The 20278-nt window shown below is 73.9% G+C and carries 14 protein-coding genes; 9 read left to right on the top strand and 5 right to left on the bottom strand.

The genetic code is table 11. From position 1 onward, the window contains the following. The coding region (locus tag ABZ312_RS12935; protein WP_500437605.1) for a M4 family metallopeptidase at window positions 1-2577 on the top strand (2577 nt) is incomplete at its 5' end. A gap of 53 nt (window positions 2578-2630) precedes the next feature. Here ABZ312_RS12935 and ABZ312_RS12930 read toward each other — a convergent pair. Beyond that, window positions 2631-3557: a hypothetical protein gene (locus ABZ312_RS12930; RefSeq protein ID WP_500437603.1), complete on the bottom strand. Its 927-nt coding sequence runs from the start codon at window positions 3555-3557 to the stop codon at window positions 2631-2633. A 128-nt stretch (window positions 3558-3685) separates the two neighbouring features. On the opposite strand from ABZ312_RS12930, the gene lepB reads away from it, so the two are divergent. From lepB to ABZ312_RS12910, 4 genes are all read left to right on the top strand, one after another. Further along, on the top strand, window positions 3686-4432 hold the full coding sequence (gene lepB, locus ABZ312_RS12925) for a signal peptidase I (protein ID WP_500328904.1): 747 nt from the start codon (window positions 3686-3688) through the stop codon (window positions 4430-4432). A gap of 132 nt (window positions 4433-4564) precedes the next feature. Beyond that, entirely contained in the window at window positions 4565-5353 is a 789-nt protein-coding gene (locus ABZ312_RS12920; protein ID WP_500437601.1) for an IclR family transcriptional regulator, read from the top strand. A gap of 475 nt (window positions 5354-5828) precedes the next feature. Continuing rightward, window positions 5829-7091 carry a PP2C family protein-serine/threonine phosphatase gene (locus ABZ312_RS12915; RefSeq protein ID WP_500437599.1) on the top strand — a complete coding sequence of 421 codons (1263 nt, stop codon included), beginning with the start codon at window positions 5829-5831 and terminating at the stop codon, window positions 7089-7091. A 59-nt stretch (window positions 7092-7150) separates the two neighbouring features. Continuing rightward, window positions 7151-8635, top strand: a complete 1485-nt coding sequence (locus ABZ312_RS12910; RefSeq protein ID WP_500437598.1) for a SpoIIE family protein phosphatase — start codon at window positions 7151-7153, stop codon at window positions 8633-8635. 148 nt (window positions 8636-8783) lie between these two features. Here ABZ312_RS12910 and ABZ312_RS12905 read toward each other — a convergent pair whose 3' ends face one another. Then, entirely contained in the window at window positions 8784-12233 is a 3450-nt protein-coding gene (locus ABZ312_RS12905) for a S8 family serine peptidase (RefSeq protein ID WP_500437596.1), read from the bottom strand. 169 nt (window positions 12234-12402) lie between these two features. On the opposite strand from ABZ312_RS12905, the gene ABZ312_RS12900 reads away from it, so the two are divergent. Both ABZ312_RS12900 and poxB read left to right on the top strand, forming a co-directional pair. Continuing rightward, window positions 12403-13398 (top strand): helix-turn-helix transcriptional regulator, encoded by a 996-nt coding sequence (locus ABZ312_RS12900; protein ID WP_500328909.1) that lies wholly within the window; start codon window positions 12403-12405, stop codon window positions 13396-13398. Between the two features lie 170 nt (window positions 13399-13568). Further along, window positions 13569-15308 (top strand): ubiquinone-dependent pyruvate dehydrogenase, encoded by a 1740-nt coding sequence (poxB, locus tag ABZ312_RS12895; RefSeq protein WP_500328910.1) that lies wholly within the window; start codon window positions 13569-13571, stop codon window positions 15306-15308. Window positions 15309-15349: 41 nt separating this feature from the next. On the opposite strand, the gene ABZ312_RS12890 is transcribed toward poxB, so the two are convergent. Next, window positions 15350-16228, bottom strand: coding sequence for a DMT family transporter (locus tag ABZ312_RS12890; RefSeq protein WP_500359902.1), 879 nt, complete (start codon window positions 16226-16228; stop codon window positions 15350-15352). Between the two features lie 133 nt (window positions 16229-16361). Here ABZ312_RS12890 and ABZ312_RS12885 point away from each other — a divergent pair, with 133 nt between their 5' ends. Beyond that, window positions 16362-16802 carry a GNAT family N-acetyltransferase gene (locus tag ABZ312_RS12885; RefSeq protein ID WP_500328912.1) on the top strand — a complete coding sequence of 147 codons (441 nt, stop codon included), beginning with the start codon at window positions 16362-16364 and terminating at the stop codon, window positions 16800-16802. A gap of 45 nt (window positions 16803-16847) precedes the next feature. Here ABZ312_RS12885 and ABZ312_RS12880 read toward each other — a convergent pair whose 3' ends face one another. Both ABZ312_RS12880 and ABZ312_RS12875 read right to left on the bottom strand, forming a co-directional pair. Beyond that, entirely contained in the window at window positions 16848-17609 is a 762-nt protein-coding gene (locus ABZ312_RS12880) for an MBL fold metallo-hydrolase (RefSeq protein ID WP_500359903.1), read from the bottom strand. A gap of 154 nt (window positions 17610-17763) precedes the next feature. Continuing rightward, entirely contained in the window at window positions 17764-17967 is a 204-nt protein-coding gene (locus tag ABZ312_RS12875) for a cold-shock protein (protein ID WP_018557881.1), read from the bottom strand. Window positions 17968-18429: 462 nt separating this feature from the next. On the opposite strand from ABZ312_RS12875, the gene ABZ312_RS12870 reads away from it, so the two are divergent. After that, complete coding sequence (locus tag ABZ312_RS12870; RefSeq protein ID WP_500437594.1) at window positions 18430-20214, top strand: amidohydrolase; 1785 nt, start codon at window positions 18430-18432, stop codon at window positions 20212-20214. The last annotated feature ends 64 nt before the right edge of the window (window positions 20215-20278 follow it).

Here is a 20278-nt window from a genome sequence, read left to right as displayed (position 1 = left end):
GACGGCACCGAGACCGTCCGCCTGGGCCAGAAGTACCGCGGCATCCCCGTCCTGGGCGCCCAGTACGTCGTCCGCATGAACCACAAGGACGGCAAACGCACCGTCACCGGCACCTCCGGCTCCTACTTCACCGCCCTCGACCTCGACACCACCCGCCCCACCCTCCCGGCCCCCACCGCCGTGCAGCGCGCCGTGCGCCAGGTGGCGGACTCCCTCGCCCGCGGGCCGCGTGCAACCGGCGGCGGGGCCGCACCGTCCCGCTCCGCGACCACGGCCGGTCTGACCGGCACCGACCGCGGGCTGACCGTGCTGCCCACCGGCAAGGGCGTGCTCGCCCGCCACATCACCGTGCGCGGCACCGACCCCGCCACCGGCGCCCCCGTGGTCCAGGAGGTCTACGTCGACGCCGCCACCGGCGTCCTCCGCTTCGAGGCCGGAGCGCTGCGCACCCTCACGGCCGCGGCACCCGCCACCGGAGCGGCAGGGAACGGCGCTTCGACGAGAGCCGCGACTTCCACCGCTCCCGCTACCGCACCGGCGGGCGTCACCGGCAGCGGCAGGCTGCTCAGCGGCACCACCGTGCCGCTGAACCTCAGCAAGGACGCCGCCACCGGTCAGTACCTGCTGCGCGACACCGCGCACATGGCCGACACCAAGACCCACAACGTCATCCAGACCTGGGACGCCTCCAGCCTGTGGTGGATGGACCTCGACGGCGAGTGGCCGGAAGGCGTGGTCCCGTTCGCGATGCCGACCACGAAGGCGCCGCAGGAGATGACCGACAGCGGCGCGGTGGACGCCCACTGGGCGGCAGGGAAGGTGTACGAGTTCTACCGCGGCACCTTCCGGCGCGACAGCCTCGACGACGACGGCATGGCCATCAACTCCCTCGTCGGCGTCACCGCCGAACTCGGCTACCCCTGGGTGAACGCCTTCTGGGACGGCAGCAAGATGGTCTACGGCACCGGTGACGACGAGTACCGCTCCCTCGCCTCCGACCTGGACGTCGTCGGCCACGAGATGACCCACGGCGTGGTCGAGCACACCGCCGACCTCGTCTACGCCGGCCAGTCCGGCGCCATGAACGAGGCCATCGCCGACTACCTCGGCAACGCCATCGACGTCACCGTCAGCCGCACGCGCATGGACGACCCGGACGCCGGTCTGATCGGCGGCGACCTGTGCCGCACGCTGACGCCGAAGGAGTGCGCCTTCCGCGACCTCAACGACGGTGCGGGCACCGCGGACTTCATCAGCATGCCGCTCGGCTCGCGCAACGACCAGGGAGGTGTGCATCTGAACTCGCACATCTTCGGCGGTGCGCTGTGGGACATCCGCGAGAGCCTCGGCGGCGAACTCGCCGACCAGATCGTCTACAAGGCCCTCACCTCCTACATCACCCCCCTCGACGGCTTCACCGAGGGACGCGACGCCGTCATCGCCGCCGCCAGGTCGCTGCACGTCAAGGGCGACCGCCTGGCCAAGGTGAAGAAGGCCTTCGACACCCATGGCATCGTCCCCGGCTGGGAGCAGGACCTGGGCCTCGACAGCGACGTCCTGCTCGGCCGGCTCGGGACCCTGGAGACCGGTCTCGCCAATGACATCGGGCCCGCCACGGGCGGCGGCTGGTGGGCGGTCCCCCGCTCCAGCGCCGACAGCGCGGCACCGTACTCCGTGTGGACCGGCCGCACCGACGGCAAGGGCAGGCCCCGCCAGGTCTCACCGGAGGACGGGCGCTACCACCTCAGCCCCGTGACCGACGGCAAGCGCGTGGTGTGGCTCGCCGTCGGCGACACCTACGACCTCATGTCCGCCCCCGTGACCGGCGGCCCGGCGAAGCGGCTCTACAGCACCTCCTCCGCCTCGATCGGCAGCCTGAGCATGGACGGCGACACGGTCGCCTGGTACGAGAACGACGACCAGGCCCACACCACCCTCCGCTACCTCAAGGGCTCCGACCCCGCCCCGCGCACCGTCCCGCTGAACCGTCCCGACGCCACCGCGGGGGACGCGGACGTCCGGGCCGAGTCGCCCTCCGTGAAGGACGGGCGCATCGCCTACACCGTCAGCGGCTGGTGGGGCGACGACCCCGGCCACCGGCGCGCCGTCGTCGACGTCTACGACACGCGGACGGGCAGGACCGCGCTCGGCACCCCGGGCCGCGCGGTGTGGACCAGCCCGCCCGTGGCGACCTCCTCCGGCGTGTACTGGCTCGCCGACGAGGACCCCTTCGACGAGGGGCAGTCGGCCCTGCGCAGGAGCGGCCTCGACGCCACGGGCACCACGGACGTCATCCCCGCGACCTCGTCCGCGACCATCGGGGCCTGGACCCTGACCGCGTCGGACACGGCCGTCACGCTCACGGTCGACCCGATGGCCCCGACGGGCCTGCCGTACCTGGACACGAAGCTCTACCAGTACACGTCCGAGGGCGCGCCGCTGGGCCGCGTCTCGTGCGCCCCGGGCCGGCAGACGCACGCGGTGGCCGCCACCGGCGGCCGTGTGCTGTGGCTGGACACGACCACCACGTCCTTCGACCTGGTGACCCGCAACCGCCCGGCGGGCGAATGCCGCTGACGGTACGTCCGGTGGGCCGGGGCGCCGCCCCGGCCCACCGGGAACGGGCGCCGTCAGCCCGGCATCGGCAGCTCCACCAGAGCGGCGAGTTCGGCGCGCGTCGCCGGCCGGAGCGTCGACAGGACCAGGCGGGCCGCGGGGAGCCCGGCCTCGCCGGACCCTTGCAGGGTGACGGTGTGGACCAGGTCGTCGCGACGCAGCCGCAGTTCACGGGTGGGGTGGTCGCCGCCGTGGACGATCAGCAGGCGGCCGCCCCCGTCGTCGCGGCAGCGGATCTCCTGGCCGAACGGAACGGGGCAGCCGCGCGCGTCGACGCGCCGCGTGTCGTGTCCGGCGCGTTCGACCTGGAGGCCCAGGGCCGGGGAGTCGGTGCTCTCGTAGCGGGCGCCGAAACCGTCGGCGCTCGCGCCCCCGACGTGCAGCGTGTAGCCGGGCGGCGGGTCACCGACTCGCAGCAGGGCGCGGTCCACGCCGTTGGCGCTCAGCCATGCGTCGAGGGTGGGCGGGCGTGCGGCGTCCCAGGCGGCGTACGCCCCGCCCGCCGCGAGGACGCCGGCCGCGGCGAGAGCGGTGAGCCGGGCCCTGGCGCCGGGCAGGAGGAAGGCGGCGGCGAGCGCGTGACAGGTCCCTCCCGCGGCGAACAGCACGCCCCGGTCCGCCAGGTGGCCGACGTGGTGGAGCACCACGGCCACGGCGAGCGCCCCGGCGGTTCCGGACGCGTACACCCCGGCCGTCCAGCCCCACAACCCCGCCGCCCGTCGGGTGAGCGGCACGACGGGCCGGGCGGCGCGGGCCAGCCCTGCGAGCAGGGCCGCCGCCAGGGCCACCCCGCAGGCGAGCACGACCGCCAGGACCGCCGGCCTGCCGAGGAACAGCGCGAAGAGCACCGCCTGGAACTGGACGGCGGTCAGCGCGCAGCCCACGCACCAGACCGCTGCCAGATGTGCGGCCACGGCGGTCGCGTCGTTCTTCCCGATCATGTCCTTTCACCACGCGCGGGCCGGTGCCCCGGTTCCCCGCCCGCGGGAGAGCGGGGCGGGAACTCCTGATCGTTCAGGTGTACGGGCACGTACCGCGCCCGTCGTACCGACACCGTGAAGGAGCAGGCATGACCGCTGGGGAGGACGGCCGGACGGGGTTCCGCGGCACCGGGGAGGGCGCACCGGAGGCGCCGGCCCGCCGGAGACGGCCCCGAAGGGTCCGGGCGCAGCGTCCCTGGTGGCAGGAGCTGCCGATCCTCGTCGTCGTGGCACTGGTCATGGCCCTGGGGATCAAGACCTTCTTCGTGCAGGCCTTCTCCATCCCGTCGGGTTCCATGCAGAACACCCTGCAGGTGGGCGACCGGGTCCTGGTCGACAAGCTCACCCCGTGGTTCGGGGCGACCCCACAGCGCGGCGAGGTGGTCGTCTTCCGCGATCCCGGCGGCTGGCTGAACGGCCAGCCGCAGCAGAGCGGCGGCAACGTGATCACCAAGGCGTTCGCATTCATCGGACTGGCGCCCTCCTCCGACGAGCGGGACCTCATCAAACGCGTGATCGCGGTCGGCGGCGACACCGTGGAGTGTGAGCGCGGCGAGCCGGTCATGGTGAACGGGAAGCCGCTGGACGAGCCGTACGTCTACCCCGGCGCCACGCCGTGCGACGACCTCCCGGTCGGAAAGGTCACGGTCCCCGAGGGCCACCTGTGGGTGATGGGCGACCACCGCGACGCCTCGTGGGACTCACGCGCCCACGTGAACGAACCCGGAGGGGGCTTCGTGCCCCTGGACGACGTGGTCGGCCGCGCCTTCGTCGTCGCCTGGCCGGTGCCACGGTGGTCCACGCTGCCGGTGCCCGCGACCTTCGACCGGTCCTGACCTGCGGCGGCCCAGCCCCGCACGGCAAGGGCCGCCTTGCTTGACCCCTCGCAGCACGGCACCGACAGTAGGGAGGTGCCACGATGCGGGACCGCTTCCCGCCATGCGAGGACGAGAGAAGGCGATGCGCCCATGAGCGCCGATCGCGATCGCAACGGGGCGGCGAACGGCTCCGTGCAGGTGGTCCAGAAGTCCGCCCAGATCCTGGACTGCTTCTCCGCGACCACCCCCCGCCTCCAGGCGTCGGAGATCGTCCGCAGGACCGGGCTGCCGTCCTCCACCGTCGCACGCATCCTGCGCACGCTCGTCCGGGAGAACCTCCTCCAGCGCGAGGGGACCGCCTACAGCATCGGTCTGCGGGTGATCGCCTGGTCGGCCGCGGCCACCGCCGCCTCGGACCTCATCGCCACGGCCAGACCTCTGGTGACGGCCCTGCGGGACCGGTGCGGCGAGTGCTGCGGCCTGCAGGTCCGGCAGAGCGGCAGGCGCGTCACCGTGATCTGGGCGCAGTCGACGCACTCGATCGTCTACCGGGGCCACGTCGGCCAGGTCATGCCCCTGCAGCCCAGCGCGGCGGGCAAGGTCTTCATGGCCTTCGACCCGGAGGTCCTCGCCCTCGTCCTGGACGAGGGCCTGACGGCCCGTACCCCGCGGACCGTGGTGGACCCGGCGGTCCTGCGGGGGCAGCTCGAGGAGGTCAGGGAGCAGGGCTGGGCGTTCTCCGAGGAGGAGCTCGAGCCCGGCCTGAACTCACTGGCCGTCCCGGTCCGCTCCAGCGACGGCCGGGTGATCGCGGCGGTGAGCCTCGGGGGACCCTCGCACCGTGTCACCTCCGCCCGGGCCAAGGACCTCGCGGTCCAGGCGATCGACTGCGCGTCGGCCATCGCCGAGGGGCGGATGTGGCGGGGCAACGACGGCTAGCGCACGCGGCGCGCACCCGCCGCGTCCCGGCGCCGACCCGGTTGCCTTGACGATGTCCCATGCGGGTCGCACAGTGGATACCGCATTGCGGCAATGGCTTCCACGATGCGGCAAAGTGAGGACGGTGGAGCCATGATCCAGACGAGTCCGCGCGCCTGCCGGTGTCCGGACACAGCCAGTGTGGGCTCCGTTCACCCGCCCCTGGCGCCCGGCGGCGACGGATGCCCCGTCATGGACCGGCGGCTGCCGGTGTTACCGCCCGCCCCGTACGGCCCCACCAGGGCGGCCGCGTCCCGGTCCCCCCGCGCAGGCCGCCCTTGACCGTCCCGGCCGACCGGCCGGACCCCCACCGGGCCGGGTGACGTCCCGTCCGTCCGCAGGGACGCGGCCACGCGTTCCCACCGTGCCGGAAGACGCAGGCGCACCGCATGCGTCGCGTCCGCGCACGGCGTACGAACCACCCGCAGGACCCCCCATGAATCTCTTCTCTTCCCCCGTCCCGACAACAGGGCAGGCAGGGGCCCGCATCCGCCCATCCGGAGCGCGGCTCGCCGGCGGACGGGGGAGGCACCTCAGGCGCGCCGGCCGGGCCGGCGAGCGCGTCCCCAAGCCGGGCATCCACACCCAGGTGTCCCTGCCGGCCGGACTGATCGCGGCGATCACCCTGGCCGGGTCCGTCGCCCCCGTGGCCATCCACCTGTCCCCGCTGCTGGTGGCCGCCCCCACCTCTACGGCCGCGTTCGCGCGCGCCCGGTTCACCGCGTTCGTGGCCCTCGTCGCCAGCGCCGCGATGCTGGTCGTCGACCGCCACGACGGGCTGCTGCACTCGTCGGTCCTGCCCATCCACATCGGTGCGCTGCTGGCGGTCTCCGGCTTCGTCATCGCCGCGCGCACGCTGCACGACCGCGACCTGAGGGAACTCAACGAGGTGCGGGCGGTTTCCGAAGCGGCCCAACGGGTGTTGCTGCGGCCGATCCCGCCACGCATGGGCCCGCTGCGGGTCGCCTCCGTCTACCGTGCGGCCGCCGCGCACGCCCTGGTGGGCGGGGACCTGTTCGGCGCCGCCCGCACCGGCGGGACGACGAGGTTCCTGATCGGCGACGTCCGCGGCAAGGGGCTGCCGGCCGTGGAGGACGCGTCCGTCCTCCTCTGCGCGTTCCGCGAGGCCGCCCACCACCACGCGACCCTGCCCGGGCTGGCGGCCTCGCTGGAACTCAGTGTCGAAAGGCATCTGGCCCAGCTCACCGAGGCCGACCCCGAGGCCGGTGAGCGCTTCGTCACCGCCCTCCTGGTGGAGGTCCCCGACGACACCGACGTCGTACGGGTCGTCAGCTGCGGGCACCCGCTGCCGCTGGTGCGGCACTGCGGCCGGGTCACCACCTTGGAGGCGCACCGGCCCGCACCGCCCTTCGGGCTGGCGGGCGACGCCCCGGACGACTACCACCTCGACACCTTCGCGTTCGGCGCCGGGGACACCCTCCTGCTGTACACCGACGGCGCCATCGAGGCCCGGGACGCCTCGGGCGGCTTCTACCCGCTCCACGAACGGGCCGGCACCTGGAGCTGGGAGGCGCCGGACGAACTGCTGCGGAACGTCGGCGAGGACCTGGACGCCCACACCGGGCGGCACCTCGACGACGACCTCGCGATGGTGGCGGTGCAGCGCCCGTCCGTGCCGGGCGCCGGCCAGGGCCCGCCCGCCCCGCGGTCGCACCATCCGGCGGAGGCCGCCCCGTGAACGGCGGGCGGACGGTGCGGGCGAACGGACGCACCGGTCACGGCAGGGTGCTGGCGAGCATGACCGCGCTCCGGTTCCCGTGGGGCATCGGCCCCCTGCTGCTCCTCGGCTACCTCGGGGCCATCTGCGCGGTCCAGCTGGAAGCGTCCTCGGGCGGCCTGGTCCGATGGTCGCAGTACTCGGCGTTCGTGCCCCTCGTGGCAGCCTCCCTGCTGCCCGTCAGGCGCACCTTCGTCATCGGCGCCGCCACGCTCGCCGCCAGCGTGGTGATCTACGGCTTCGCGATCCGCGGGGTGTCGGTGGGCGGGCGGACCGTGGTCATCCTGGCGGCCGCGCTGTCCTTCGCCCTCAGCCTCGTCCTGTGCCGGGTCCGCCTGTGGCTGCAGCGCCGGCAGTGCGCGGCCGCGGGGTCGTGCTTCTCCGCGGAACCCGCCGTCACGGCGTCGGCGGAACCCTCGCACGACGGGAACAAGATCGCCCCGGCGCCCCCCGACGGCCTTCCGGTCACGTCCCTGCCGCGGTCGGCGGCGGTGGAGGTCGTCGGCCGCTGCCTGCCCGCCTGCGACCATTCCGGGCCGAGTGCCCACTGGCTCGACGCCATCCCGCTGCCCGGCGCCCGGGTCGCCCTCGTGGCCGGCTCGGTCTCCGCCCAGGACGGGTCGGCGGCGGGCGAGGCGGCCGCCGAACTGCGGGCGGCGGTGCGCACGCTGGCCGACATCGACCTCCAGCCGGACGAGTTGCTCACCCATCTCGACGACGTGCTCGGCCGGCTGCGCCCCGCGGGCACGGGCGTCAGCGCCGCCTGCCTGTACGCGGTCTACGACCCGGTGTCCGGCCGGTGTTCGCTCGCCGGCGCCGGGCACCCCACGCCGGTCGTCCTCACTCCCGACGGCGCGGTCACGACGGTCGTGCTCCCGCCGTCCCGGCCCCTGGGGAAGGCACGGCCGTCCTCCGAGGCCACCGAGCTGGACCTGCCCGCGGGCAGTCTCCTGCTGGTGCACACCGACACCCGCCTCGGCGGGCCGGCCACCGAGGAACTGCTGCGCACCCTCACCAGCGTCCGGCAGGAAGGCCCCACCCTCGACGCCGTGTGCCGCTCCGTCCTGCGCGCCCTGCCCGAGGCCGACCGGCCCTGCACCGCGGTCCTCGCCGCCCGTACCCGCACCTTCGACAGCTGCGCCGTCGCCACCTGGGACCTGACGGCCGACCCCGCCGCCGTCTCCCACGCGCGCAAGCACGTGGCGGGGAAGCTCGCCGCCTGGGGGCTTCCGGACGCCACACCGACGACGGAACTCATCGTCAGCGAACTCGTCACCAACGCCATCCGCCACGCCCTTCCGCCGGTCCGGCTCCGTCTCATCCGCCACGACGACGGCCTGACCTGCGAAGTCTCCGACAGCAGCAGCACCACGCCGCACCTGCGGCGGGCCCGCACCCTCGACGAGAGCGGCCGCGGACTGTTCATCGTCGCCCAGCTCACCCAGCGCTGGGGCTGCCGCCACACCCAGGAGGGCAAGACCATCTGGGCCAAACAGCCCTGCTGAGCCGTCATCGCCGTCGGCACGGAACGGCCGCCGGAACGAGGAATGCGGAACGAGGAACGAGGAACGACGAACAGGGGACGACGAACGCGGCGGTCCCGCGCCCGGGGAGCCCGGGCGCGGGACCGCCTGTGTCGGCCGCTCGCAGGAATCACTTCCGTACGGTGAACTCCCCCGTCAGCGCGCCGAGCCGGACGCTGTAGGTACCGGCCGTGCCACGGCGCACGGTGAACTCGACGCGGACGTCGTGCCCGGCCCGGACGCGGACCGTGCTGCGCTGCTCGACCGCGTCCCCGACCAGGAGCACGGCCTCGTAGTCACCGGTCCGCTCGCCGACGTTCTTGACGCGGGCGGAGACGTGCACCGCCTTGCCGGCCCGGGCGCCGTGCGGGGTCACGGACAGCCCGCTCAGCGCGAAGACCGGTTCCGGGCCCGCGACCCGGTCGTGGACGAAGACGTCGTACCGGCGGTTGGTGTCGTCGGCGACGAGGTTCGTCGCGGCGCTCTCGAACGCCACGTACCGCCCGTCCCCGCTGAGGGAGGGGAGGTCGGACGCGCCGTCGGCCTCCGCCCCCTCCAGACCGGTGGACACGCGCTCGGTCGTACCGGCCGTGCGGTCGCGGACGAAGACGTCCACCTGCCGGTTGGTGTCGACGGTGGCGAGGTTGGTCGCGTAGCTGTAGAAGGCGACCTTGCTGCCGTCGTCGCTCAGCGCGGGCGCGAAGGCCCAGTCGTCGGCCGGGGCCTCGGCGGAGTTCACGGAGACCTGCTCGGAGGTGCCGGTCCGCAGGTCCTGGGTGAAGAGCTGCCAGTTGTTGGTGAAGGCGACGACCCGGCCGTCGGCGCTGATCACGGGACCGGTGTTCTCGCCGGGCCGCGGGCCGGGCACCAGGGTGGTGGTGCCGGTCTGCCGGTCGCGGACGAAGACGTCGAGTTCGCCGTCGGTGTCGCCGGGCACCAGGTTGCCCGCGGCGCTCTGGAAGGCGACGTAGCGTCCGTCGGCGCTGACCGACTGCTCCCTGGAGGCGCCGTCGCCGGGACCGCCGTCGGCGCCTTGCGAGATCCGGCTGGTGGTGCCGGTCTGCCGGTCGCGGACGAAGACGTCGGTGGTGTTGTTGGTGTCGCCGGGCACCAGGTTGTCGGCGTCGCTGTTGAACACCGCGTAGCGCCCGTCGGCGCTGAGGGCGGGGGCGGAGGACAGCCCGTTGCCCTGGGTGTCGTCGGAGGCGACGGACACGCGCTCGGTGGTGCCGGTCCTGCGGTCGTGCACGAAGCTGTCGGTCTGCTGGTTGGTGTCGCCGGGCACGAGGTTGGTGGCGCCGCTGTTGAAGCCGACCCACCGCGCGTCGGCGCTGAGCGTGGGCGTCAGGGAGAAGCTGTCGGCCTGGGCGCCGTCGGAGGCGACCGACACGCGTTCGGTCTCCCCGGTGTTCAGGTCGGTGACGAAGACGTCGAGTTCGCCGTTGGTGTCGCCGGGGGCGAAGTTGGAGGCCGGGCTGGCGAAGGCCATCGCGGAGCCGTCGGCGCTCAGCTTGGGCCACCACGCCTCATGGTTGCCCTGCTTGCCCTCGGAGGTCAGCGACACGCGTTCGGTCGCGGACGGCCGGGGCAGTTGCAGGGCGGCGCGGGCCGCAGGACCCGATCCGCGGACGACGACCCGTACGGGCTTGGAGCGGGAGATCCCCGAGGCGTTCGCGGACACTTCGTAGGCGCCGACGGGGACGTCGCGGATGGTGTAGCGGCCCTCGCGGTCGGTCGTCGCCTTCAGCGGGTCGGGGACGTCGAGGACGGTGACGGTCGCCCCGGGCACCGTGGAGCCCGTCGGGCCGAAGGTGACCCGGCCGGTGATCACCCCGCGGCGGGTCCGGTCGAGCCGCGGGGAGACGTCGGTGTACCGGTCGGTCCGCACCCGCGCGGTGATCTCCTGCGCCACGTAGCCGAAGCGGGTGAGCCGCAGTTCGTGCGGGCCGGCGGCGAGGCGCAGCTCGAACCGGCCGTCGGCGCCGGTGGTGACGGTGCGTCCGGTACTGGTGAGGGCGACGGTGACTCCGGCCAGCGGACGGCCGGTCCTGGTGTCCTTGACCGTGCCGCGCACGCCGCTGCGCAGCGCGGCCTCCTTCACCGCGGCGTAGGCGTCGATGCGGCCCCAGCCGTAGCGCGGGTTGGGGCGCGCGCCGTAGCGCTGGTCGAAGAAGGAGGTGCCGGTGAGGATGCCGAGGGCGTCGTCGACGGTGAGGCCGGGGCGCGCCTGGAGCATCAGCGCGACCGTGCCGGACACATGGGGCGTGGCCATGGAGGTGCCGCTGAGCAGCCCGTACTCGCCACCCGGGAGGGTGGACAGGACGTCCACGCCGGGGGCGGAGACGTCAGGCACCACGTACGACTGCGGCCATTCGGCGGGCGCGTCGATCCAGTCGCTGCGGTCGACGACCTCGCCGCAGGAGAAGTCGGCCACGTCGTCGGCGTCATCGGTGGCCCCGACGGACACGGCCTCGTACACGTTGCCGGGGCTGGCGGAGCCGCTGACGCACTGGTTGCCGATGGCAAAGGAGGGGAACACGCCGGCGCGGTAGATGTTCCGGGTGGGCTCGATCAGTTCGTCCGCGTAGCCCTCGGCCCCGAGCGACATGCTGACCACGTCGGCGGGTTCGCCTGCGGGCCTGCCCTCGGCGTCGTACGGGGCGATCGCCCACTCCATGCCCGCGATCACCTGGGCGAGCGTGCCCGAGCCGCCGGGGATGATCAGTCCGGCCATGAGGTCGGCGCCCGGTGCGACGCCGATCGCGGTGCCCGAGGCGTCGCCGCCCGCGATGGTGCCCGCCACGTGGGTGCCGTGGTAGCTGCTGTCGTGCGGGAGGGAGGCCACGGGCTCACCGGTCCCGCTGAACTCCAGCCAGCCGCCGGGGTGGGCAGGGTCCTTGGCGTCGTCGGTGGTGAGCTTCCCGGCGAGGTCGGGGTGGTCGATGTCGACGCCGGTGTCCAGGACGGCGACGCGCACGCCCTCGCCGGTGGGCCCCTGCTCGGCGCGCACCTTGTCGACGCCGATCTTCGTCAGGCCCCAGGTGCTCGGCGCGGCGGCCGCCGCGCGGGTCGCCTTGGCGTCCTTGTCCGGCTCGGCAGGGGGCGCCTGGAGGGTGAAGTTGGGGATGATGTGGTCGACCGGGGCGAGGGAGGCGAGCTCCTGGAGGGTCTGCGGCGTGACCTTCACCAGGACCATGTTCTTCAGCCAGAAGGTGTTGAGCACCTGGTCGCCGCGCGACTCGACGAGGTCCACGACCGGGGACTGCACGGACCGTGCGCTGCGGGTGAGTTCGTCCCGCACCGCGCCCGGGTCCGCGGCCTGCCCGGGGAGTCCTGCGCGGTCGCGCAGCACCACGGCCGCCTCGACGCGTCCGTCACCCCGTGCCCGGACGGCGTCCATCCTGCGCAGCAGCGTGGGGTCGATCTTCTCCCGGCCGGCCTTCACCGGGCCCGGCGCCACCGGACCGTTCTCCTGTGCCGCGGCCGGGAGCGCCGTGAGCAGCAGCGTGCACAACCCGAGGGCCGGCAACCAGACGCGGTGGCGCCGTTGTCGGAGCGAGCGGCGGGCGGGCGGCGGCATGGGCGCTCCTTCGTGCGACGTGTGTCCACGTCCTCGAACCGGAATGTCGACGTACCGCGGGGAACGCTGACATCCGGTTCACCGGGCTGACAAGATGATCGCCGGGCGACTTCCCGTCAGGTGACGGAAGTACGACACATGAAGAGAGCACGAAGGCGGACCGCGGACCATGCTCGAATCCATCGGCCTGAGCCGGCAGGACGAATCGGTGTACGAGTCCCTCGTGCGCCGGGTACACGCCACGGTCGCAGACCTGGCCCACGACTGCCGGCTGCCCGCTCCCGCGACGCGGCGCAGCGTGCGGTCGCTGGTCTCCCTCGGCCTCGCCGTGCGCTCCACCGGACGCCCCGTCACCTACGCCGCGGTCTCACCGGACAGCGCCCTGGAAGCCGTACTGCGCGACAGGGAACGGGCGTTGAACGACGTGCGCTCCCATGTCTCCGGCCTGATGGACCTGTACCGCGCGGGCACGCGGTTCGTGAACCCCGGCGAGCTGGTCGAGGTCGTCTCGGGGCGGGACGACGTCAACCGCCGCTGGGCGCAGCTCCAGCAGAGCACGCGCACGCAGGTCCGGGGCTTCGACCGGCCGCCGTACGCGTCGGTCGAGGAGCACACCGAGCCCAACCCGATCGAGCTCGAACTGCTCAAGCGCGGCGTCGCCTACCGCGTCATCTACGACAGCACCGTGCTCGCCCTGCCCGGCTGGCTCGCGGACGTCACCGTCGGCGTCCGGCACGGCGAACAGGCCCGGGTCGCGGCCGGCCTGCCGATGAAGCTGGCCATCTCCGACGACCGGCTGGCCATCATCCCCCTGCTGCGCCCCGGCGACGACGCGGTGACGGCGTCCTACCTGATCCACCCCTCCCCCCTGCTCGACGCGCTGATCGCCCTCTTCGAGGCGGTCTGGGAGCGCGCGGTTCAGGTACGCCTCCCGGCGAACGGCGCCTCCCCGGGAAGGCTGGAGCCGGCGCCGGACGGGCTGTCCGCCGAGGAGGCGAAACTGCTGACGCTGCTCGCCGCGGGCGCCACCGACAAATCGGCCGGCCGCGCCCTGGGTTGGAGCGAACGGACCGTCCAGCGCCACGTCACCCGGCTCATGCAGCGCTTCGGCGCCCAGACGCGTTTCCAGATCGCCATGGAGGCCACCCGCCGCGGGTGGATCTGACAAGGCTCCGCCCGGCGCCCCGGCGCCCCGGCGCCTCACGCGCCGCGTCCCGGCGAGACCCTGCAGATCCTCTGAGCGCCGTGTCGCTCCCGCGGACCGGACGGGATGTCACAAAATGTCCGGGGTGCCGCGGGCACCGCGCCGTTCCGACGAGCCGCCAGGGAGTCCTCTTGGGTACCACCGTCGCAGATGTCATGGTCGCGGCTCTCGCATCCTCCGGTGTACGGCGGGTGTACGGCCTGCCGGGGGACTCGCTGAACGGCTTCACCGACGCCCTGCGCCGCAACGGGACCGTCGCGTGGGCCCACGTGCGGCACGAGGAGACCGCGGCCTTCGCCGCGGCGGGCGAGGCCGCGGTCACCGGACGGCTCGCGGTGGCGGCGGGCAGCTGCGGACCGGGGAACCTGCACCTCATCAACGGGCTGTTCGACGCACAGCGCAGCCGTGTGCCGGTGCTGGCGATCGCCGCGCACATCCCGCGGGCCGAGATCGGCGGCGAGTACTTCCAGGAGACGCATCCGCAGGAACTGTTCCGCGAGTGCAGCGTCTACCGCGAGATGGCGAGCCTGCCGGAGCAGGTCCCGCGGCTGCTGCGCATCGCGATGCGCTCGGCGCTGGAGCGCAGGGGCGTCGCGGTGCTGGTGATCCCGGGCGAGCTGTTCCTGGCCGGCATCGACCTGCCTGTCCCGCCCCGGCCCGTGGTCGGGACCTCCTCGCACGTGCGGCCGGACGACGCCGCCCTTGCCCGCGCCGCGGAGGTCCTCAACAGGGCGGAACGGGTCACCATCCTCGGCGGCGCGGGCTGCCACGACGCGCACGACGAGGCGGTGGCCCTGGCCGACGCGCTGAAGGCGCCGACGGTGCACGCGCTGCGCGGCAAGGAGTTCCTGGAGCACGACAACCCGTACGACGTGGGTCTGACCGGCCTGATCGGCTACAGCTCCGGCTACCGGGCGATGGAGCACTGCGACGCGCTGCTGATGCTCGGCACCGACTTCCCGTACCGCCAGTTCTACCCGGGCCCCGACGTGCCGGTCGTCCAGGTCGACGTCCGCGGCGAGCACATCGGGCGGCGCACCGACGTCGACGTGCCGCTGGTCGGCACCGTCAAGGACACCGCCGCCGCGCTGCTCCCGCTGCTCCGTCCCCGGGCCGACCGGTCCTTCGCCGACCGGATGACCGGCCACTACCGGAAGGTGCGCGGCCGGCTGGACCACCTCGCGGCGGCCGGTCCTTCGGACTCCCCCATGCACCCCCAGCACGTCGCCGCCACCGTCGACAAGCTCACGACCCCGGACGCCGTCTTCACCGCCGACGTCGGCACCCCCACGGTGTGGGCGGCCCGCTACCTGACGATGAACGGCCACCGGCGGCTCATCGGCTCGTTCAACCACGGCACGATGGCCAACGCCCTGCCGCACGCCATCGGCGTCCAGGCCTCCCATCCGGGACGCCAGGTCGTGGCCCTGTGCGGAGACGGCGGCCTGAGCATGCTCCTCGGGGAGCTGCTCACACTCCGTCAGCTGAACCTGCCCGTCAAGATCGTGGTCTTCAACAACACCGCGCTCTCCTTCGTGGAGCTGGAGATGAAGGCCGCGGGCATCGTCAACTTCGGCACCGACCTGGGCGAGGCGGACTACGCCGGGGTCGCCCGGGCGGCGGGGCTGTTCGGCGCCAGGGCCGAACAGCCGGGCCAGCTCGCCGAGGCGCTCTCGGCCGCGCTCGACCACGACGGCCCCGCGCTGGTCGACGCCCGTACCGCGCGCCACGAGCTGTCGCTGCCCCCGAAGATCACCTACGGCCAGCTCAAGGGGTTCACGCTCTTCGCGACCCGAACGATCCTGTCCGGGCGGGCGGACGAGATCGTGGAGCTGGCGAAGACCAATCTGCGGGATCTCGGCTTCGACTGAACGCGCGGCGGGGCGGACCGCGGACGCCCGCCGGGTGCCGCTCAGCGGGGTGCGTCCGGCGCCACCAGCGTGCGGACGAGCGGGACCCGGACCAGGACGAACGCGCCCGCCACCACGAGCAGCGCGCCCAGCAGCATGGGCAGGAGCCACCAGCCTCCCCGCAGGCGCTCCTCGAACACCGTCACGCCCAGCGCGAGGCTCACGGTCGCGTCCCCCAGCGTCAGCGCGGGCTGGGAGGCCACCAGGGGACCGGACTGCATGGCGTTCTCCAGGAGGAAGACGGCCGCGACCCCGACGAGCGCGAAGCCGTAGGTCTGCCACGCGGTGAAGAAGGCGGCCGCACCGTCGGTGGCCCACACCTGCGTGGCGTCCTTCAGGAGCCCGGCGGTCAGCGCGTAGCAGATGGCCGCCGACAGCCCGAAGCAGGCGGCGCGCACCCGGCCCTCGGGACGCCGGACGGCGGTGCCGACCAGCACCAGGACGGCGGCGGCACAACTCGGCACCGCCATCGCCCACAGGCCGGTGCGCGGCCGGTCGACCCCGCCGCTCGGTGACGCGGCCCACAGCCCCACGCCCAGCCCCACCACCATGGCGGCGACGGCGGCCCAGCCACGCGGCGGAAGCCGGCGGCGCAGCACCAGGCCGCCGATGAACAGGGCGAAGGGCAACTCCAGGACGAACAGCGGCTGGACGAGCGAGAGCGCGCCGTTGAGCAGGGCCAGGGCCTGGAACGCGGCCGCCGCGATCACCGCGCCGAATCCGGCGAGCCACACGGGCTTGCGCAGCAGTTCGCCCATGAGGGCCGGACGCAGCCCCACCGAGAGCGGGACCGTGCGGGCCGCGTAGCGCTGGAGCACGGTGGCCAGGGCGTTGCTGACGGCCGCGAGCAGCGCGAACAACACGGCAAGGGTGGTCTGCACCAGGGCTCTCCTCCGGATCCCGGCCCACGCTAACCGCTGCGCTCCCCCACCGCGCCGCGCGACGCGTCGCAGGCCGTCCGGCCTCCGGCAAATGCGGTTGACGCCGCTCGCCGTCCACCGGTTTCCTGCTGCGATGTCGACCCTTCGCATCGAACGGCCCCATGGCGACGCCATGCTCGAGGACTGGCGGTTCGTCCACAACACGATCATCCCCACCGGCCCGCTCTCCCTCGACGACGTGCGCGAGCGATCGCAGCGCAACCACCTGGAGGTCGCCTACCTCGGTGACGCCGTCGTGGGCTGCACGACCGTGCGGCCGCCCACCGGCGAGGAGGCCACGGCCACGGTCATCGCCCGGGTGCTGCCCGACCACCGGGGGCAGGGCTTCGGCATGCGGCTCTACACCCGGGGGATCGACCGGGCGCGCGAGTTGGGCGCGGCGGCGGTCGAGACGGTCGTCCTGGCGTCCAACACCGAGGGGCTGCGTTTCGCGGAGGCGCGGGGCTTCGTCGAGGTCGAACGCTACGTGCTGCCCGGGGACACCATCGCCTACGTCACCCTGCGGCTGGCCTGAGGCCCCCACCCGTACCCGCGGCCCGCTGACCCCGGCGGAGCACGGTCAGGAGCGGTCCGCGGGAGCGCTGCGGCGCAGGTAGCGCTCCGCCACCTCGCGCAGCCGGTCACGGCCGAAGCTCCGCCCGTGGCCGGGGTGGACAACGGAGACGTCCAGGTCGGCGAGGAAGGCCGCGGTGCGCCGGTAGGCCGTCACGTCGGACTCGGGCAGGTCGTCGACGAGGTAGCCGTCGTAGACGGCATCGCCGGAGTACAGCGCCCCCGTGCGCTCCTCGAGGAGGGCGACGGAGCCCGGCGTGTGCCCCGGGAGGTGGAGGACGGTGAGGGTTCGGTCGCCGAGGTCGATCCGCTCGTCCCCGCTCAGGGTGCGGGTGAGGGTCACCGGGCCGATGCCGTAGCTGCCGGGGTCGTACCCGGGGCCGGGCAGGGCGTCGAGGAGGAGGTCCGGGAAGGACGCGCCCACGTCCTCGGTGCCGAGCCGTTCGGCGAGTTCGGGCCCGTACAGGCTCGCCGGCACGCCGCGCGCCAGAGCCACGGCGTCCGCGGTGTGGGCGACGCGCTCGGTGAACTCGTGGGCGCCGCCGACGTGGTCGAGGTGTGCGTGGGTGAGGAGCAGCAGCGGCTCCCTCGCGAAGACGTCCGGGACCTCCCGGCGCAGGGGCACCACCCCGAGACCGGCGTCCACCACGAGGTCGCGTTCGGAGCCGTGCAGCCACCACACGTTGGCCTTCACGATCTCGTGGGCGTGCGGCTCGCTGATGCGGACGATTCCGTCCTCGACGTCGCGTCGCTCGTACCAGTGCGTCATACCGCCCCAGTGTCCTCGCCCCGGACGCCGGCCCGGAGGCGGGGTCCACGAGTGGGGCAGGGGCGGGGCCGAAGACGGGGACGGGGTGGCCAGGCCTCTCCGGCAGCCATGTGCGCGCTGCCGGTGACGACCCGGCCACCCCGGTCGCGGACCGTCAGTTGCGGATGATGTTCTCCGCCTGCGGTCCCTTCTGTCCCTGGGTGACGTCGAACGTCACGGCCTCACCCTCGACCAGTTCGCGGTAGCCGTTGCCGGCGATGTTCGAGTAGTGCGCGAACACATCGGGGCCACCTCCGTCCTGTGCGATGAAGCCGAAGCCCTTTTCCGAGTTGAACCACTTCACGACGCCTGTCGCCACCGCGTCCATCCTTCACGTGCCAGCCGCCGAGCCACGCCGACTGCGTGACCCGGAGTCGCCTCCTGACGGAGACGGCCACGGAGCCCTGTTTACCCGACGCGGCGCGTTTTTACGCCGGGTCCTCGCATCTGTACGTCCCCTGCCGCAACGGACCGCCCCGCGGCGGGCATCCCGGGCCCCCACCCGGCGGACGGACCGCGCTAGGGCGCAGGCGCGAAAGCGCCGTGTTTCCCCGCACCGCTCCGCACCGACTTCCGCACATTCGTGGAGCAATGCCCGAAGTCGGCCGGAGGAGTCCGGCGGACTTTTTCACGGCAACGGGTCGACACGCGTAGATGCCACGGTGGATTCAATCTGCGGGGCAGATCGGCCTACCGGTTCGCCACGCTGGTCGTTCCCCACCTGAACGGGACGAACCGGGTCGAGGAGATCTGCGCGGGCCTGGGCGAGCGGCAGCAGGGCATGGTGGGTGAGCTGGTGGGCGCCCGGTACGCCAGGGGCTTCGCCCGCGAGGTCCTCCCGGGCAGCGACGGCCTCGACGAACTGGCTCCCGAGGTGGCGGAGCGCTTCGCGGCGCAGGTCGACTACATCGACCACTACGCCGGGGAGGCCGGGAACCGGTTCCGGCGCTTCCGCGACACCCGCGTCGCCGTGCTGGGCGACGACCCGGTGGCCCGGTGGTGCGCGCTGAGCCTGGTCCGCAACGGCTGCGCCGCGCTCGCGCTCCCGGCCGCCACGGGTCCGGGCGCCGACCCCTTCGCCGAGGCGCTGCGCGAGGCGGCGGAGCTGGAGGGCGCGGGCTGCCCCGTGGAGGTCGTCCGGTGGGACGTGACGGGCGACGACGGCTGGGACGACCTCGCCGGCTACGACGTGGTCCTGACCACCGGGGCCCCCGGGACCGCCCTGCGGCTGCTCGAGGCCGGGGTACCCGAGGGCGTGCGCCTGCTGCCCGCCTGGGCCTTCGGCGACCAGGCGGTCGTGGGCCCGGTCATGACGGCCGGAACGCAGGGTTGCTGGTCCTGTGCCGCGCTGCGCCTGGGCGCCAACGGCGAGCCCGGCGCGGCCGCCGACCTGTGGAGCGCGGTGCGCCTGGGCGACCCCGAGCAGGCGGAGCAGGGGCGGATCTCCGGTCCGCCCGCGGCGATGCTCGGCAACCTGCTGCTCCGCAACGGCCCCGGCCCGGTGGTGATGCTGCGCGCCGAACTGGACGCGCTGCCGGTCCTGGAGGCCACCGGTCTGCCGTACGCCAGCGAGGCCGTCGCCCTCGACGGCGAGGGCCGCCCGGTGCCCGTCATGCACGCGTGCGGCCACGACCTGCACCTGGCGTGCCTCGGCGGTACGGCGGCGCTGCTCGCCGGCGCCACCGATCACTGGTCGGGCACGCTGGTGACGGTCGGCCAGCCCGCGGAGGAGACCCTCGACGGGGCCCGCGCCATGCTGGAGGACGGCTTGTACACCCGCTTCCCGGTCCCCGACGTCGTCCTGGCCCAGCACACCGCGCCGCTGCCGGCCGGGATGGTCGCCCACGCGCACGGACCGGTGCTGGCGGGCAGCCGGCTGCTCGAGGTCGTCGTGCACGGCTCGGGCGGCCACGCGGCCAGCCCGCACCTGGCGGTGGACCCCGTGGTCGCCGCGGCCGCGATCGTGCTGAGGCTGCAGACCGTGGTGTCGCGGGAGACCAGTCCGGCCGAGCAGGTGGTGCTGACGGTGGGCTCGCTCCACGCCGGCACCCGGGGCAACGTGGTGCCCGCCTCGGCCACGCTGGAGGTCTCGGTGCGCGCGTTCGGCGACGAGGCGCTGGAGCGTGTGACGGCGGCCGTGCACCGCATCGTCGCCGCCGAGTGCGCGGCCTCCGGCTGCCCGCGCGAACCCTCCGTCCGGGTCCTCGCGCAGTCGCAGCCCACGCTTGCCGACCCCGGCACCGCGGCCGCCGTGCGGGGCGCTCACGAGCGGACCCTCGGCGCCGCCCGCGTCGCCGTCTGGCCCGCGTCCACGGCCACCGAGGACTTCCCGCTGTACGGCCCGGCCGGCGCCGGTCTGCACGGCGCGACCGGGGTGCGCACCGCCTACTGGATGCTCGGGTGCGTCGGCCCGGAGCAGTGGGCGCGGACCCCGGGTACGGGCGCCGCGGCCAAGATGGCGGCCCTGCCGCCGAACCACTCCCCCGGGTTCCGTCCCGATCCCCGGCTCGCCGTCCCCGCGGGCGTGACCGCGCTGACGGCGGCCGCACTGGCGCAGCTGGCGTAGCCGGCACGGTGAGGACGCGGTGAGGACGCGGTGAGAACGCGGTGAGAACGCGGTGACGGCGCCG

The sequence above is a fragment of the Streptomyces sp. NPDC006207 genome (assembly GCF_040613835.1).
Lineage (GTDB): Bacteria > Actinomycetota > Actinomycetes > Streptomycetales > Streptomycetaceae > Actinacidiphila.
This window is presented reverse-complemented; position numbering and strand designations above follow the sequence as displayed.

Coding starts and splice junctions, on each gene's coding strand:
- ABZ312_RS12915 (WP_500437599.1), top strand. CDS start 5,829: ATGAATCTCTTCTCTTCCCCCGTCCCGACAACAGGGCAGGCAGGGGCC.
- ABZ312_RS12930 (WP_500437603.1), bottom strand. CDS start 3,557: ATGATCGGGAAGAACGACGCGACCGCCGTGGCCGCACATCTGGCAGCG.
- lepB (WP_500328904.1), top strand. CDS start 3,686: ATGACCGCTGGGGAGGACGGCCGGACGGGGTTCCGCGGCACCGGGGAG.
- ABZ312_RS12870 (WP_500437594.1), top strand. CDS start 18,430: ATGGTGGGTGAGCTGGTGGGCGCCCGGTACGCCAGGGGCTTCGCCCGC.
- ABZ312_RS12900 (WP_500328909.1), top strand. CDS start 12,403: ATGCTCGAATCCATCGGCCTGAGCCGGCAGGACGAATCGGTGTACGAG.
- ABZ312_RS12880 (WP_500359903.1), bottom strand. CDS start 17,609: ATGACGCACTGGTACGAGCGACGCGACGTCGAGGACGGAATCGTCCGC.
- ABZ312_RS12910 (WP_500437598.1), top strand. CDS start 7,151: ATGACCGCGCTCCGGTTCCCGTGGGGCATCGGCCCCCTGCTGCTCCTC.
- ABZ312_RS12885 (WP_500328912.1), top strand. CDS start 16,362: ATGTCGACCCTTCGCATCGAACGGCCCCATGGCGACGCCATGCTCGAG.
- ABZ312_RS12920 (WP_500437601.1), top strand. CDS start 4,565: ATGAGCGCCGATCGCGATCGCAACGGGGCGGCGAACGGCTCCGTGCAG.
- ABZ312_RS12905 (WP_500437596.1), bottom strand. CDS start 12,233: ATGCCGCCGCCCGCCCGCCGCTCGCTCCGACAACGGCGCCACCGCGTC.